This is a genomic window from Streptosporangium fragile (genome assembly GCF_039534445.1).
GTDB classification, from domain to species: Bacteria; Actinomycetota; Actinomycetes; order Streptosporangiales; family Streptosporangiaceae; genus Streptosporangium; species Streptosporangium fragile.
In genome coordinates this window covers 1-14,095 of the sequence record NZ_BAAAVI010000086.1, presented here as the reverse complement: position 1 = coordinate 14,095, position 14,095 = coordinate 1, and the positions used below count along the sequence as shown (strand labels likewise).

Here is a 14,095-nt window from a genome sequence, read left to right as displayed (position 1 = left end):
CCGTCGTGACGGCGCCGGGCCGTCAGGCCCCGGTGAGGTGCTTCAGGGTGAGGGTGAGGAAGAACAGCGCGATCAGCGCCAGCGCGATGAACGCGGGGGTCATGCCGCCCAGTCCGTGCTGGTGCATCCGCTCGCGGTAGGCGCGGCACTGGGGGCAGCGGCCTTCGGCGACGGGGTGGGCGCACCCCGCGCAGACCAGGTCTTCACAGCTCATGATGTTCTCCCTCTTCGAGGTCAGAACCACTTTATGCGGTCGTTACCGGGCGCCGAATCGTTTTGTTTCCGTTATGGACGTTCCATGCCAGTCTTCCCCCTAGACTGGGCTCCGGCCAACCGGAACGTCGATCATTGGTAAAGACCGGCGCCCTCCGGCCGGCGAGAGGCGGAAGTGGCCCTCTGCCACTCCTGCGACCGTCCTAACCCCTAGACTGGCATGCCGTGATGCGCCCGTGATCCATTTTGATAATGTCACCAAGGTCTACGCGAACCAGAACCGGCCCGCGTTGGACCACGTCAGCGTCGATGTCGACAAGGGCGAGTTCGTGTTCCTCGTCGGCCCATCGGGGTCTGGGAAGTCGACCTTCCTCCGGCTGATCCTCAAGGAGGAGCGCCCCGACTCGGGCGCCATCCACGTGGCCGGCAAAGATCTCTCCAAGCTGTCCAACTTCAAGATCCCGCACCTGCGCCGCCGTATCGGCTGCGTCTTCCAGGACTTCCGGCTGCTCCCGAACAAGAACGTCTACGAGAACGTCGCGTTCGCCCTGGAGGTCATCGGCAAGCCCCGGCGGTTCATCCGTAAGGTGGTCCCCGAGGTCGTCGAGCTCGTCGGTCTCGAGGGCAAGGCCCACCGGATGCCCGACGAGCTGTCCGGTGGCGAGCAGCAGCGGGTCGCGATGGCCCGCGCGTTCGTCAACCGGCCGATGATCCTGCTGGCCGACGAGCCGACCGGGAACATCGACCCCGCGACGAGCATCGGCATCATGAAGGTGCTCGACCGGATCAACCGGACCGGCACCACGGTCGTGATGGCCACGCACGACGCGGCCATCGTCGACTCCATGCGCAAGCGCGTAGTGGAACTGGAGGACGGCAAGATCGTCCGCGACCAGTCGCGTGGCGTGTACGGCCAGGCGTACTGACCCCAGGACCGGAAACAGCGACAGGAAGAGCATGCGGGCAAACTTCATCTTCTCCGAGGTCTGGATCGGCCTCCGCCGCAACCTCACGATGACCATCGCGGTCGTCGTGACCGTGGCGATCGGCATGGCGCTGCTGGGCGTCGGTCTGATGATCAACTCCCAGATCTCCAGCATGAAGGACTTCTGGGCGGACAAGGTCGAGGTCTCGGTCTTCCTGTGCAAGAAGAACGACCCCTTCCCGCAGTGCAAGGGCAGCGGCGGAGTGACCGCGCAGGAGCGTGCCGAGCTTGAGACGACCATCAAGGCCATGCCGCAGGTGGAGTCCGTCCAGTTCGAGAACGCCGACGCCGCCTACAAGAACTTCCGCGAGCAGAACGCCAACAACACCGTGCTGCTCTCCGCGATCCAGGTCGAGGACATGCCGGAGTCGCTCCGGGTCAAGCTGAAGGACCCGGAGACGTACGGCGCGGTCATCGAGGCGCTCAAGGGCGCCCCGGGCGTCTCCAACGTGGTCAACCAGAAGGAACTGCTGGAGAAGTTCTTCAGCCTGCTGGAGAAGGTCCGCTGGGCGGCGATGATGATCGCGATCATCCTGGTCTTCGCGGCCACGTTGCTGATCGGCAACACCGTCCGGCTCTCGGCCTTCAACCGCAGGCGCGAGACCGGCATCATGCGGCTGGTGGGCGCCTCCAACCTCTACATCCAGCTGCCGTTCGTCATGGAGGGCGTCATCGCCGGCCTGATCGGCGGTGTGGTGGCCGCGGTGCTGCTGATCGTCAGCAAGGTCTTCCTCTTCGACGGCGTGCAGCTCTACCTGTCGAACAACAGCGAGCTGTCGTGGGAGACGCTCGCCTCGATCATCACCCTCACCATGGTCATCGGCGTGCTCATCTGTGTGCTCGCCTCCTTCGTGACGCTCCGTCGTTACCTGCGGGTGTGACGGGTCCGTGCTCCTGCCCGCCGTGACTCTCGCGTGCCCGCCGGGCCCCGTCACCCGACGCTCCGCGCCCGTCCCGTCCGGGTTCTCGGGCGCGGCTCGCGGGTCCGGTCCCCGGTAGGCTCCAGGCATGCCACGTGAGACCGGGCGGAAGGTCATCGCCCAGAACAAGCGTGCCTGGCACGACTACCACATCGAGGACACCTACGAGGCGGGGCTCGTGCTCCAGGGCACGGAGGTCAAGTCCCTGCGGCTGGGCCGTGCCTCCCTCGTCGACGGATACGCCGTCGTCAAGGACGGCGAGGCCTGGCTGATCAACATCCACATCCCCGAATACACCATGGGGACGTGGACGAACCACGCCGCGCGTCGCACCCGCAAGCTGCTGCTGCACCGCAAGGAGATCGACAAGCTGGTCGCCAAGACGAAGGAGACCGGCCTCACCCTGGTGCCGCTCTCGCTGTACTTCAAGGACGGCAAGGCCAAGATCGAGATCGGCCTGGCCAAGGGTAAGAAAGACTGGGACAAGCGGCAGTCGCTGGCCGAGAAGCAGGCCAAGCGGGAGATGGCCCGCGCGCTCAGACACAGGAACAGGTGACCGTGACGGGGAAGGCTCGGCGTGCCGTCGCCGCGGCGCTCGCGCTGGCGGCGACGGCTCCCATGCTGTCCGCGTGCTTCGAGGAGCCGTCGGCCCACGAGGCCGTGCGGGACTTCCTCGTCGGCTGGCAGAGGGGCGACTACGCCGCCGCGGCCAGGCGCACCGACGGCGACGAGAAGGTCGTCAGCAAGGCTCTGGAGGACGCCAAGCTCCAGCTGGACGCCGCGTCGTTCCGCTTCCAGGTCCGGGGCATGCGGCGCGCGGCGGACGAGGTCGAGGCCGACTTCGAGGCCGAGGTCGACCTGGGGGAGAACAACCCGCTCTGGGAGTACGAGGGCGTGCTCCCCCTCCACCTCGTCGACGGCCGCTGGAAGGTCCGCTGGTCGCCCAGCGTGCTCCACCCCCAGCTGCGCGAGGGTCAGCGCTTCGCGGTGGACGTCGACCCCGAGGGGCGCCAGCCGATCCTCGATCGCAACAACGACCCGCTGCAGGAGGAGGCGACCCTGCATGTGGCGTACGTGATCCCCGCCGAGCTGAAGAACCCGGACGAGCTGTGCGAGCAGCTCGCGAAGGTGACCGGTTTCCCGCAGGACCGCCTGCTGAGCCGGATCCGCTCCGCCCAGCCCAACGTCCAGGTGCCGCTCGTCACCTTCGGCCGGACGCGTTTCGCCCAGCTCCGCGCGCAGCTGACCGCCATCCCCGGCATCCGGCTCGACGAGCAGAAGCAGGCCCTGGCGCCCGACTCGCCCACGCAGATCGTCGGCACCGTCACCGCGGTCACCGCCGAGGCCGTGCAGCAGCTCGGCGGGCCGCAGCGGGCCGGAGACACGGTCGGCCGGACCGGTCTGCAGAAGGCGTACCAGGAGCACCTGACCGGCTCGACCAGCACCCGCGTCATCACCGTGGACCTCAAGACGCTCAGGGAGGTGGCCGAGCTCAAGAAGTGGGAGCCCGACCGGTCCACCTCCTCGGTCCACACCACGCTCGACCGCGCCACCCAGAAGGCCGCCGACGCGGCGCTGGTGACCGGGGCGTCCCCGGGCATGCTCGTCGCGGTCCAGGCCTCCACCGGCCAGGTGATGGCCGTGGCCGGGACCAAGGAGTACCACCAGGAGAAGGACGCGCTCGCGGGCAGGTTCCCCGCCGGCACGACCTTCTCGATCATGGCCGTCGAGGGCATGCTCAAGGCCCGGATCAGCCCCAAGCAGAAGATCGCCTGTCCTGCCGAGCGGAGCGTCGGCGGCGCCGACTTCCGCCAGCAGGGTTCGCCCGCGGGGACCACCGCGAGCCTGCAGGCGAACTTCGCCATGGGCTGCGCGACCGCGCTCGCCTCGCTGGCCCGCAGGATCGACGGGGCCGAGCTGGCGGCCAGCGCCCACAGGTTCGGCATCGAGTCCTCGTGGACCCTCCCACTGAAGGGCTTCAGCGGCTCGGTGAAGCCGCTGAAGAACGACGCCGCCACGGCGCGGGCCATCGCCGGGCAGAACGTCTCGGTCAGCCCGCTGTCCATGGCTCTCGTCGCGGGAGCCGTCGCCAGCGGCACCTGGCGCCCGCCGGTCCTCGTCACCGAACCGAAGACGCTCGACCCGTCGGCCGAGATCGACCCGGCCAAGGCGCCCCGGCAGCCCAGCCCGGTCCCGATCGACGAGAAGGCGATCGACACGCTGAAGACCTTCATGCGCGCCGGCGTGACCGCGGGCTCCGCCCGAGCCGCCGCCGCCCCGGGCGACCCGGTCCACGGGATCACGGCCGCCGCGTCGCAGGGTCAGAAGCCGCTGGCCTGGTTCGTCGGCTGGCAGGGGGACATCGCCGTGGCGGTGCTGACGCAGAGCGCCGACCCCACGGCGAGCGCGTCCGTCGCCGGCCGGTTCTTCCAGGGGCTCAACGCCGGACTGTGACCCTCCGGAATATTCTTGTCACCTTGAGCAACCATCGGGCGCCTCGGTTGCGTCTTTCACAGTGACTGAGCACCGCTTGGGGGGTTGCGGACTCAGTCGCTGTGATGAGATCAGGGCTTCATCTCGGGGGAAGCCCTGCCGTCCGGACCGGCTCGACCCTGCCGGTCACCCCGGGGGCGCGCCGTCGGGCGCGTCCCCGGGTCCGGCGTTTCGCGGGAATTCGATTGGCGCCGGCCCTGTTGTAACAGGTATCTTCGGATCGCTCGGTTCCGTAGGAGCCGGGTTGACAACTCAACAGGGGGGTGACTGGTTTCGACTTTGGCTTTGCAAGTCAGGGGAAGCGGGTCGAGGACTGCGGACATAACCTCGTTAACACTGTGACCGCGACCAATAAGTGCCAATAAGACGCACTCCGAAGTCAGCCAGGGCAACCTGGCCCTCGCCGCCTAAGCAGCGAGTGACTTCTGCCGGCCCGGGATCGCCTCCGGCCCGGATCCGGCATCGCTAGGAGGCTCAACCGATCGACCCGGCCACGGGGGAGATCGGGAAATCTCACAGTGGCTGAGCCCGTCGGCGACTTGCCTGTGTGATCGCCGGGGCTGAGAAAAGCGCAGCAGGCTGCACCCGGAGAAGCCCTGTCTTGGAGCTGAAGGACGCGGGTTCGATTCCCGCCACCTCCACTCGTCGAAGGAGGCCGGTGGTCGTGAGCAACGCTCACGACCACTGGCCTCCTTCTTTGTTCCAGCCGGGGTGTCGTCCTCCCGCCCCCGGTGCGAGGGGGCCTGGCCCCTTGCGTCTCCGGGAAGGGTTCGCTCCGCCGGGGCTGTTCTTCCGCTGTCGCCGGGTAACCGCTTCCACGGTCTCCCGTACGCCATCGCGCCGCGCGTCGTGTACCGGCGGGTCGTCCGCGTTCTCAGTGTGGCCGGGTCACCGGAACCACGGTGAGCAGATGATCGAGCCCTTTGAAATCCTTGGGGTTGCAGGTGTAGAGGGGGAGCCGGTTGGCGATGGCCACGCAAGCGATCATCAGGTCGGCGGTTCTGGGCCGGGGTTTACGTCCGGAGGAGACGACGGCGGTCCAGAGCTGGCCGTACTCGCGGGCGGCGGCGTCGTCGAAGGGCAGTGGGTCGAACTCGGCTTCGACGGTCTGCAGGATCTTCATCCGCTGGGCGAGTTCCTGAGGTCCTGATGCCACCAGCACACCTACCGACAGTTCTGCGGTGGTGATTGCGCTGATCATCATCTCATCGGGTAGTTCGTCGGGGTCGATGCCCGCGCGCAGGATGAGGATGTTGGTGTCGAGCAGGCCTTGAGGGTGGGTCATTCCCGGCCCTCGGCGAACTCGCCCCTGTCGTAGGCGCGGTCGTAGGGATCGTAGAGGTCGTCGTTGACGTGGCGGTCCATGTCCTCGCGGTACTTCTTGTCGTCCAGGAGTGGCATGCCACGGGAGACGGCGGCGAACTCGGCGCGGGAGACGGCTCGTCGTCGGCGGCGGATGGGCACCAGGTCGCCGATGTGGTGGCCGTTGCGGGTGACGGCGTACCGTTCTCCGCGCTCCAGGCCGTCCATGATCTCCGCTGAGCGGTTGCGCAGGTCGCGCTGGGAGATCTGGTGGGAACGATCAAGCTCGGGAACGCTCATATCTCGACTCTAACCCCGTTGTGCTACGTGGTGCTATCAAGTAGCACAACGAGGCGGGAGCGGCGCGCCGGATGCGGTCCGGCGATTGTTCGCCGAGGGCTGTCCGCCGACGCATGACAGACCTCGCCGTCTCGCGTGAGGATATGGGGGCCGGTCGTTCCGGCGGGCGGCGGAAGGCGCGGAGAGAGAGGCCAGGCATTGACCAAGGAAGCGGTGCTCGCCGAGCTGGATGTCCTGCGCGAGCAGGTGCCCGGGGTGCTGGAGGCGGTGGTCGCGTCGGCGGACGGGCTGCTCGTCGCGGCCGACAGCGAGGGCTCGCGGCCCGAGGTGCTGGCCGCGCTGGCCGCCACGACGCTGGGGCTGGGCAGGCGCGCGGGCTACGAGGTGGGCATGGGCGGCCTCCACGAGGTGGTGGTCCGCTGCGACCGGGGATACATGGTCGTCTACGCCCTCCGGGAGGAGGGGCTGCTGGCCGTCGTCGCCGACGAGGGCCTGGACATCCCGGCGCTCCACGCGGGGGTCGGTCCCACCGTGGAGCGCCTGGCCGACGTGCTCGCCGAGGTCTGACGGGCCCTCCCGGCCGCGGGCCTCACGTTCCGGACCCCGGGTCTCCGGGCCCGGCCGGAGTCCCTTCCGGTCCCGGCCGGACCCCTGCCCCGGGCCCGGCCTCCCGGTCCCGTTCCGGCCTCCGTACGGCGGCCCGGACGGTCCCGGGGGCGGGGACGCGGCCTTGCCCCGGGGCGTCACCGGGGTGTCCCGGTGGTCCGGGTGCGGCGTCAGGAGACGTCGACCCAGTCGAGGGTGCGGCTGACGGCCTTCTTCCAGCCGGCGTAGCCGGCGGTCCGGCGCTCGTCCGACCACTGCGGCTCCCAGCGCCGGCCCTCCTGCCAGTTCTGCCGGAGCTCGTCGGTCGACTTCCAGAAGCCCACCGCCAGCCCGGCCGCGTAGGCGGCGCCCAGCGCGGTCGTCTCGGCCACGACGGGCCGGGAGACGGGCACGCCGAGGAGGTCGGCCTGGATCTGCATGCACAGGTCGTTGGCGGTGACGCCGCCGTCGACCCGCAGGACGTCGAGGGTGACGCCGGAGTCCTGCCGCATCGCCTCCACCACGTCGCGGGTCTGGTAGCAGATCGACTCCAGGGTGGCCCGCGCGATGTGCGCGTTGTTGTTGAAGCGCGACAGGCCGACGATGGCGCCCCGGGCGTCGGAGCGCCAGTACGGCGCGAACAGGCCGGAGAAGGCGGGCACGAAGTAGACGCCGCCGTTGTCCTCGACCTGCCGGGCGAGTGACTCGCTCTGCGCCGCCCCCGAGATGATGCCGAGCTGGTCGCGCAGCCACTGCACGGCCGAGCCGGTCACCGCGATGGAGCCCTCCAGCGCGTACACCGGCGCCTCCTCGCCGAAGCGGTAGCAGACGGTGGTGAGCAGGCCGTTCCTGGACCGCACCGGCTCGGTGCCGGTGTTGAGCAGCAGGAAGTTGCCGGTGCCGTAGGTGTTCTTGGCCTCGCCGACCTCGAAGCAGACCTGCCCGACGGTGGCGGCCTGCTGGTCGCCGAGGTCGCCGGAGAGCGGAACCTCGCCGCGCAGCGGCCCGTCGGCCCGGGTGGTGCCGTAGAGGCCGGGGTGGGAGGAGGGCACGATGGACGGCAGCATCCGCCGGGGGATGCCGAAGAACGACAGCAGCTCGTCGTCCCAGTCGAGGGTCTCCAGGTCCATCAGCATCGTGCGGCTGGCGTTGGTCGGGTCGGTGACGTGCACGCCGCCGTCGGTGCCGCCGGTGAGGTTCCAGAGCAGCCACGTGTCGGTGGTGCCGAAGATCGCCTCCCCGGCCTCGGCCGCCTGGCGCACCCCGTCGACGTTCTCCAGGATCCACTGGACCTTCCCGGCGGAGAAGTAGGTCGCCGGGGGGAGCCCCGCCCGGCTGCGGATGACGTCGCCCCTGCCGTCGCGGTCGAGAGCGGCGGCGATCCGGTCGGTGCGGGTGTCCTGCCAGACGATCGCGTTGTAGTACGGGCGCCCGGTGACGCGGTTCCACACCACCGCGGTCTCGCGCTGGTTGGTCACGCCGAGCGCGGCCAGGTCGGAGGCGGACAGGTCGGCCCTGTTCAGCGCGGTCTCGATCACCGCTCGCGTGCGTTCCCAGATCTCCGTCGGGTTGTGCTCGACCCAGCCGGCCCGCGGCAGGATCTGCTCGTGTTCGAGCTGGTGGCGGGCGATCTCGTTGCCGCCGTGATCAAAGATCATGAACCGGGTGCTCGTCGTTCCCTGGTCGACTGCTCCGACGAAGTCAGGCATGGGATGGCGCCTCCTTTTGTGGGCTCTGGAGAGGATCGTGCCGCGTGTCCGTCCCGGGGGTCGCGGTGCGGTCCGTTCAGGCGGTCTCGTAGTCGGCGCGGGACGGCACCCGCCCCGCTTCGGGTTCCTCCTCGGCCGGCAGGAACCTGGCCACCATGATCTGGTACACGGCCGCGCCGATCAGCCCCCCGATGACGGGGGCCACGATCGGCACCCAGAAGTAGAGCCGGCCGTACTGGTCCTGCCAGGCCGTCTCGTATCCGGTGAGGAACGAGGCGAGCCGCGGTCCGAAGTCGCGGGCGGGGTTGATGGCGTAGCCGGCGTTGGTCCCCCAGGCCATGCCGATGGCCACGACCGCCAGGCCGACCACGAAGGGGGCCAGGTTGGCCGCGGGGGCCGAGTTGCGCACGTCGGAGATCGCCAGGACGAGCAGGAGCAGGATCGCGGTACCGATCACCTGGTCCCGGAAGGCGCCCCAGGTGCCGACGGGCAGGGTCCCGTTGCCGGGCAGGGTCGAGAAGACCCCCTGGGTCTTGATCGTCAGCCCCGGATCGGCCGCGGTGAGCACCTCGCTGTAGTTGAGGCGGACGATGAGCGCCGCCGTGAACGCGCCCGCGGTCTGCGCCAGGGAGTACGGCAGGACCTTGCGCCAGGGGAAGCCCTTGAATGCCGCGAGCGCGACCGTGACGGCCGGGTTGAGGTGGGCACCGCTGACGCGGGCCGCGACGTAGACGCCCAGGGTCACCCCGAGCCCCCACGCCCAGGCGATGCTGTCGTGGTCGCCGATCCCGGCCGCGGTGACCTGGGCCACCACCGCCGTCCCGAACAGGATCAGGATCATGGTGCCCGCGAACTCGGCCGCCATCTCGCCGAGAAGTCCCCGCCCCTTCAGGCGCTCCGCCATGTCTCCTCCTCACCGTGCCGTCCGGCTGCCCGGGACGGTAGGCGGGAAATGGGGGCCGGTCAACGGCTGAATGACGAAAATGTGCAAACCTGGTCAGGAGCACAGGTCAGGAATGCCGTTGCCGGACCCCGGCCTGACAAGCGGTGCGTGAGGTACGAACCTTTGCCCGTACCGGAGGTCGTCCCGTGGATCGGAAGGGGATGAGAAAGGCCTATCGTCGGCGCGCTGGGAGGATGCGATGGGCCGTGTCAGGGTGTCTGGGGCGGGTGTGGCGGTGATCGCGGCGGGGGTCGTGCTGGCCGGGTGCTCGTCGGGGCAGGAGCAGGAGCAGGACGAGCAGGCGGTCAGGGCCGCCGCCGCGGCGAAGGCGTCGGCGGCCGCGGCGGCGCGGGCCGACCTCCGGAAGACCAAGACCGCGGAGGCCGCCAAGGTCAAGGCCAACGAGCTGGGCCAGATCCCCGTCCTCATGTACCACCGGGTGATCGACAAGCCCACGAACCAGGACGACCGCACTCCCAAGCAGTTCCGCACGGAGCTGGAACGGCTGGCCAGGGAGGGGTACGTCCCGATCACCGCGGCCGAGTACGTCACCGGGCGTATCGACATCCCCGCGGGCAGGCACCCCGTCGTCCTGACCTTCGACGACTCCTCTCCCTCGCAGTTCGACCTGGACGGGACGGGTGCCCCCAAGCCGGGCACCGCCGTCGCGATCCTCCAGGAGGTCGCCAAGGCGAACCCCGGGTTCCGCGCGGTCGGAACGTTCTACGTGACGCGCGACATGTTCGGCAAGGCGACGCCCGAGGAGAAGGCGCAGATGCTCCTGTGGCTCAAGGAACACGGCTTCGACGTCGGCAACCACACCCGTGACCACCTCAACCTGCGCGGCAAGTCGAAGAAGCAGGTCAACGCCGAGGTGGCGGCGGGCCACCGGCTCATCACCGACCTGATCGAGACCGACCCGGTCACGCTGGCCCTGCCGTACGGCAACCAGCCGGACGGCAAGGAATGGGGCCGCAAGGGCTCCTCGGGGAAGGTCTCCTACGACTACGGCGGGGTCTTCCTCGCCGGGTACACCCCCGCCGCGTCGCCGTTCAACAAGAACTTCGACCCGCTGGGCATCCCGCGGATCCGCTCGATGGACAAGGTCGGCGAGTGCGCCCGCTTCTGCTCCACGGCCTGGCTCGACTGGCTGAAGGCGAACGCCGACGAGCGCTACACCTCCGATGGCGACCCGAAGACGGTCGCCTTCCCCACGTTCAAGAAGCCCTTCGTCGCCAAGCGCTTCACCGACGTCGCCCTGCCCTACTGACCGCGGGCCGTCGCCCTGCTGACCGCGGGCCCCGGCGGGGCGTCGCGGGGCGGACCGCCCACCTGGCCGCCGCTGGGGGAGGCGTCCCGTCCGCGGGACCCTTCCCGGCGGCGGCCGCGCCGGGGGCGGTCAGCCGCCGGGCAGCTCGTCGAGCGTGACGGCGACGGTGGCGGTGGAGCCGTCGGAACGCCGGACCTCGACCTTGGCCTCGTCCCCGGGCCGCAGGGTGGCCAGGACCTCCGCCAGGTCCTGGGTGGTCGGGGTGGGCGTGCCGTCGACCGAGACGATCACGTCCCCGGGCCTGATCCCCGCCTTCTGGGCGCCGCTGTCGCGCAGCACGCGCACGATGCCGACGCCCGCGGCCCGCCCGCTCATGTCGATCACGGTCCGCACGGCCACGCCGAGCGCGGCGCGGCGGGTGTTGGTGACCCGGCCGTCCCTGATGATCTGCGTGGCGACGTCCTTGGCGGTGTTGGACGGGATCGCGAAACCGATGCCCGGAGCCGGGGCGTTGCCCAGCTCGGGGTTGACCGCGGTCAGGGTCGGCACACCGATCACCTCGCCCGCCAGGTTGACCAGGGCGCCGCCGCTGTTGCCCGGGTTGATCGACGCGGAGGTCTGGATGGCACCGGCGATCGTCGCCCCGGGCGAGCCGCCGTTCGAGGGCTCGCTGACCGTGCGGCCCAGCGCGGAGACGATGCCTTCGGTGACGCTGCCGGACAGGCCCAGCGGGTTCCCCATGGCCAGCACGATCTGGCCGACCCGCAGCTTCGAGGAGTCGCCCAGGACGGCGGGCGTGAGCCCGGCCGGATCGTCCACCTTGATCACGGCCAGGTCGCCCATCTCGAAGGAGTCGACCAGCCTGGCCGTCCGGGGGGCGCCGCCGGTGGCGAGCGTCACCTCGAACCGCTCGGACTCTCCCACCACATGGGCGTTGGTGATGATGTGACCGTTCCTGTCGTAGACGATCCCCGACCCCAGCCCGTTGCCGGTGGTGATCTGCACGATGGACGGCAGCACCCGGTTGATGACCCGCTCGTAGGCCCCCTCCAGGGCGGCCGGGGAGCCACCGGGCCCGGTCACGCCCCCCGGCGGGGACGCCGGTGCCCCGGTGGAGGTCGCCGCCGGGGCACCGGGAGAGGGCGGGGTGGCCCCGCCGGACGCCCTCGGCCCCGCGCCCTGCCCGCAGCCCGCGAGTGTTATGGCAGCCGCGGCCAGGAGCGCGGCGCCCGCTTTCGATGCCCACATGCGGGAGTACCTTCCCAGCTCAGGCGGGGAGGTATGCCTCCCGGAGGCTGCCGCGGCTGAGCTTGCCGGTGGGCGTGCGCGGGAGCCGGTCCCGGTATTCGATCACCCGGGGGTGCTTGAGCCGGGCCAGCCGGGGCGCGCAGTGCGCCAGCAGCTCGGCGGTCAGGGCGGCGCCGGGCGTCGCGCCCGGCACCGGCTGGACGAGGGCCACGACCCGCTGGCCCCACTCGGGATCCGGTACGCCGATCACGGCCACGTCCGCCACCGAGGGGTGCTCCAGGAGCACCGCCTCGATCTCGGCGGGGTAGATGTTGACCCCGCCGGAGATGATCAGGTCGGTGCGCCGGTCGCAGAGGAACAGGTAGCCGTCCTCGTCCAGGTAGCCGATGTCGCCCGGGGTGTAGAGGCGGCCCCGCATGGCGTCGGCCGTCTTGGACGGGTCCCCGTGGTACTCGAAGCGGTTGACGCCGCCGATGTAGACCAGGCCGGGCTCGCCGGGGGGCAGCTCCGCGCCGTCGTCACCGATGATCCTGAACTCCATGCCCTCGATCGCCCGGCCGACCGTGCCCGGCCGCGCCAGCCACTCCGCCGAGGAGACCATGGTGGCCACCGCGGCCTCGGTCGAGCCGTAGTACTCCCACAGCACGGGCCCGAGCCAGTCGATCATCGCCCGCTTGGTGGCGGGCGGGCAGGGGGCGGCACCGTGGTACAGGTGCGTCAGCGACGACAGGTCGTGCTTGGTCCTGACCTCCTCGGGCAGGGCCAGCAGCCGGTGGAACATGGTCGGCACCATGAACGCGTTGGTCACCCGGTGCCGTTCGACGAGCTCCAGCGTCCGCGCGGCGTCGAACCGCTCGGTCACCACGACCGTGTGGCCCAGGTGCAGGGCCATCATCGTCTGGCCGTACGGTGCGGAGTGGTAGAGCTGGGACAGCAGCAGGTGCACGCCGTCGGGCGGCAGCCGGAAATGCCGCCAGCTCTTGCGCATCAGGATCGGGTAGAGGCCCTCGGGGCTCAGCTCGATCAGCCGCCGCCGCACGCCCTTGGGCTTGCCGGTGGTGCCCGAGGTGTAGAGCATCATCGACCCGGCCCTGCGTCCCTCGGGCGGGGTGGCCGGCCGTCCCCCGGCGAGCGTGCCGGGTTCGGTGAAGCCGCCCGGTACGGCGTCCCCGTACCGCTCGGTGGCGACCACGGCCCGCGCGTCGCAGTCGGCGATGATGTAGCCGATCTCCTCGGCGGTGTAGTGCCAGTTCACCGGGACGTGGTAGGCGCCGATCTGGTACGTGGCCAGCATCATCGTGATCGCGTCGACCCCGTTGGGCAGCACCGTCACCACCGCGTCACCGGGGCGGGTGCCGCACGCCAGGAGGCCGTGCGAGACCTGGTTGACCCGCTCGTGCAGCTCGCCGTACGTCACGGTGCCGTCCGCGATGACGGCGACCCGTCCGGGATCGGCCGTCGCGATCTCGTAGAAGCCCCTCATAGCCGCGACCATACAGAATGAGATTCTGTTCGTGGAAGGGAGGGACGGGTGCACTGGACTGGTGCACAAGCCCGTAGCCGAAGCGTAATAAGCCCCGATGCATCGAATGTTTCCCAGGTGGCATAGCCTGGCGCCTATGGCGGACGTCGGCGACAACCCCTCCGGGGGTTCTGACGAGAGATACATCCCGTCCTATGACGCACCGACGGCTCCCATACCCGCCGTCCCCTCGGACGACGGCTCGTTCATCAGCTCCCGGGTGCCCCGCACGTTCCCCATCGGCGACGGCGAGGAGACCCCGTTGGTCCCCAAGCCCAAGCGGCCTGGAGCGTTCCCCGCGCCGTACGCGTCGCCCGCCGCGGGGCCGGCGGCCGGGGCCGATCAGGATGACGGCGTGGACGGGCCGACACCACCCTTCGGGCAGGGAGAGGTGTGGGAGTCGCGCGGGCTCGGTACGGTGCCGTTCAGGCAGGTGGGTGCGGGGAGTCGCCCGTGGCCGCCGGGGCGGGCCGGAGCGTCCGGGGAGGCGGGGGCACCCGCCGCGGGCGCCGTGGAGCAGGCCGGCGCGACGGGCCGCCCGGGAGCGGCAGGCCGGGCGGGTGCGGCGGACCGGTCCGGCGCGGAGGGGCCGTCCACGCCGACGG

13 protein-coding genes, 1 other RNA gene and 1 pseudogene are annotated in these 14,095 nt (G+C 70.3%); 8 read left to right on the top strand and 7 right to left on the bottom strand.

The window, feature by feature from the left end:
• Nucleotides 1–22: 22 nt before the first annotated feature.
• Nucleotides 23–214 (bottom strand): hypothetical protein, encoded by a 192-nt coding sequence (locus tag ABD841_RS35675; RefSeq protein ID WP_344980998.1) that lies wholly within the window; start codon nucleotides 212–214, stop codon nucleotides 23–25.
• 235 nt (nucleotides 215–449) lie between these two features.
• Between ABD841_RS35675 and ftsE the strand changes: the two genes are divergently transcribed.
• From ftsE to ssrA, 5 genes are all read left to right on the top strand, one after another.
• Nucleotides 450–1,139: a cell division ATP-binding protein FtsE gene (gene ftsE, locus ABD841_RS35670; protein WP_344980996.1), complete on the top strand. Its 690-nt coding sequence runs from the start codon at nucleotides 450–452 to the stop codon at nucleotides 1,137–1,139.
• Between the two features lie 31 nt (nucleotides 1,140–1,170).
• Nucleotides 1,171–2,079, top strand: a complete 909-nt coding sequence (gene ftsX, locus ABD841_RS35665; protein ID WP_344980994.1) for a permease-like cell division protein FtsX — start codon at nucleotides 1,171–1,173, stop codon at nucleotides 2,077–2,079.
• A 127-nt stretch (nucleotides 2,080–2,206) separates the two neighbouring features.
• Nucleotides 2,207–2,674 carry an SsrA-binding protein SmpB gene (gene smpB / locus ABD841_RS35660; protein WP_344980992.1) on the top strand — a complete coding sequence of 156 codons (468 nt, stop codon included), beginning with the start codon at nucleotides 2,207–2,209 and terminating at the stop codon, nucleotides 2,672–2,674.
• Nucleotides 2,671–4,572 carry a penicillin-binding transpeptidase domain-containing protein gene (locus ABD841_RS35655; RefSeq protein ID WP_344980990.1) on the top strand — a complete coding sequence of 634 codons (1,902 nt, stop codon included), beginning with the start codon at nucleotides 2,671–2,673 and terminating at the stop codon, nucleotides 4,570–4,572. Before smpB ends, ABD841_RS35655 begins: the two co-directional genes overlap by 4 nt.
• Before the next feature lie 298 nt (nucleotides 4,573–4,870).
• Nucleotides 4,871–5,255: a transfer-messenger RNA gene (ssrA, locus tag ABD841_RS35650) on the top strand.
• Nucleotides 5,256–5,485: 230 nt separating this feature from the next.
• On the opposite strand, the gene ABD841_RS35645 is transcribed toward ssrA, so the two are convergent.
• A complete protein-coding gene (locus ABD841_RS35645; protein ID WP_344980988.1) occupies nucleotides 5,486–5,896 on the bottom strand; it encodes a type II toxin-antitoxin system VapC family toxin in 411 nt (136 codons plus the stop codon).
• Nucleotides 5,893–6,213: a type II toxin-antitoxin system Phd/YefM family antitoxin gene (locus tag ABD841_RS35640; RefSeq protein WP_344980986.1), complete on the bottom strand. Its 321-nt coding sequence runs from the start codon at nucleotides 6,211–6,213 to the stop codon at nucleotides 5,893–5,895. The genes ABD841_RS35645 and ABD841_RS35640 overlap by 4 nt, the downstream gene beginning before the upstream one ends.
• A gap of 198 nt (nucleotides 6,214–6,411) precedes the next feature.
• Between ABD841_RS35640 and ABD841_RS35635 the strand changes: the two genes are divergently transcribed.
• The gene (locus tag ABD841_RS35635) at nucleotides 6,412–6,780 is read left to right on the top strand and encodes a roadblock/LC7 domain-containing protein (protein ID WP_344980984.1); all 369 of its coding nucleotides are present in this window, start codon (nucleotides 6,412–6,414) and stop codon (nucleotides 6,778–6,780) included.
• A 209-nt stretch (nucleotides 6,781–6,989) separates the two neighbouring features.
• Here the strand turns inward: ABD841_RS35635 and glpK are convergent, their stop codons facing one another.
• A complete protein-coding gene (gene glpK, locus ABD841_RS35630) occupies nucleotides 6,990–8,507 on the bottom strand; it encodes a glycerol kinase GlpK (protein ID WP_344980982.1) in 1,518 nt (505 codons plus the stop codon).
• Nucleotides 8,508–8,583: 76 nt separating this feature from the next.
• On the bottom strand, nucleotides 8,584–9,411 hold the full coding sequence (locus ABD841_RS35625) for an MIP/aquaporin family protein (RefSeq protein ID WP_344980981.1): 828 nt from the start codon (nucleotides 9,409–9,411) through the stop codon (nucleotides 8,584–8,586).
• 238 nt (nucleotides 9,412–9,649) lie between these two features.
• Here ABD841_RS35625 and ABD841_RS35620 point away from each other — a divergent pair, with 238 nt between their 5' ends.
• The gene (locus tag ABD841_RS35620) at nucleotides 9,650–10,720 is read left to right on the top strand and encodes a polysaccharide deacetylase family protein (protein WP_344980979.1); all 1,071 of its coding nucleotides are present in this window, start codon (nucleotides 9,650–9,652) and stop codon (nucleotides 10,718–10,720) included.
• Nucleotides 10,721–10,849: 129 nt separating this feature from the next.
• Here ABD841_RS35620 and ABD841_RS35615 read toward each other — a convergent pair whose 3' ends face one another.
• Both ABD841_RS35615 and ABD841_RS35610 read right to left on the bottom strand, forming a co-directional pair.
• Nucleotides 10,850–11,968 carry a S1C family serine protease gene (locus tag ABD841_RS35615; protein WP_344980977.1) on the bottom strand — a complete coding sequence of 373 codons (1,119 nt, stop codon included), beginning with the start codon at nucleotides 11,966–11,968 and terminating at the stop codon, nucleotides 10,850–10,852.
• Between the two features lie 19 nt (nucleotides 11,969–11,987).
• On the bottom strand, nucleotides 11,988–13,451 hold the full coding sequence (locus ABD841_RS35610) for an AMP-binding protein (protein WP_344980975.1): 1,464 nt from the start codon (nucleotides 13,449–13,451) through the stop codon (nucleotides 11,988–11,990).
• A gap of 136 nt (nucleotides 13,452–13,587) precedes the next feature.
• Between ABD841_RS35610 and ABD841_RS35605 the strand changes: the two are divergent.
• A pseudogene (locus ABD841_RS35605) lies at nucleotides 13,588–14,095 on the top strand (hypothetical protein); the annotation flags it as partial.

Coding starts and splice junctions, on each gene's coding strand:
- ABD841_RS35675 (WP_344980998.1), bottom strand. CDS start 214: ATGAGCTGTGAAGACCTGGTCTGCGCGGGGTGCGCCCACCCCGTCGCC.
- ftsX (WP_344980994.1), top strand. CDS start 1,171: ATGCGGGCAAACTTCATCTTCTCCGAGGTCTGGATCGGCCTCCGCCGC.
- smpB (WP_344980992.1), top strand. CDS start 2,207: ATGCCACGTGAGACCGGGCGGAAGGTCATCGCCCAGAACAAGCGTGCC.
- ABD841_RS35645 (WP_344980988.1), bottom strand. CDS start 5,896: ATGACCCACCCTCAAGGCCTGCTCGACACCAACATCCTCATCCTGCGC.
- ABD841_RS35640 (WP_344980986.1), bottom strand. CDS start 6,213: ATGAGCGTTCCCGAGCTTGATCGTTCCCACCAGATCTCCCAGCGCGAC.
- glpK (WP_344980982.1), bottom strand. CDS start 8,507: ATGCCTGACTTCGTCGGAGCAGTCGACCAGGGAACGACGAGCACCCGG.
- ABD841_RS35625 (WP_344980981.1), bottom strand. CDS start 9,411: ATGGCGGAGCGCCTGAAGGGGCGGGGACTTCTCGGCGAGATGGCGGCC.
- ABD841_RS35620 (WP_344980979.1), top strand. CDS start 9,650: ATGGGCCGTGTCAGGGTGTCTGGGGCGGGTGTGGCGGTGATCGCGGCG.
- ABD841_RS35615 (WP_344980977.1), bottom strand. CDS start 11,968: ATGTGGGCATCGAAAGCGGGCGCCGCGCTCCTGGCCGCGGCTGCCATA.
- ABD841_RS35610 (WP_344980975.1), bottom strand. CDS start 13,451: ATGAGGGGCTTCTACGAGATCGCGACGGCCGATCCCGGACGGGTCGCC.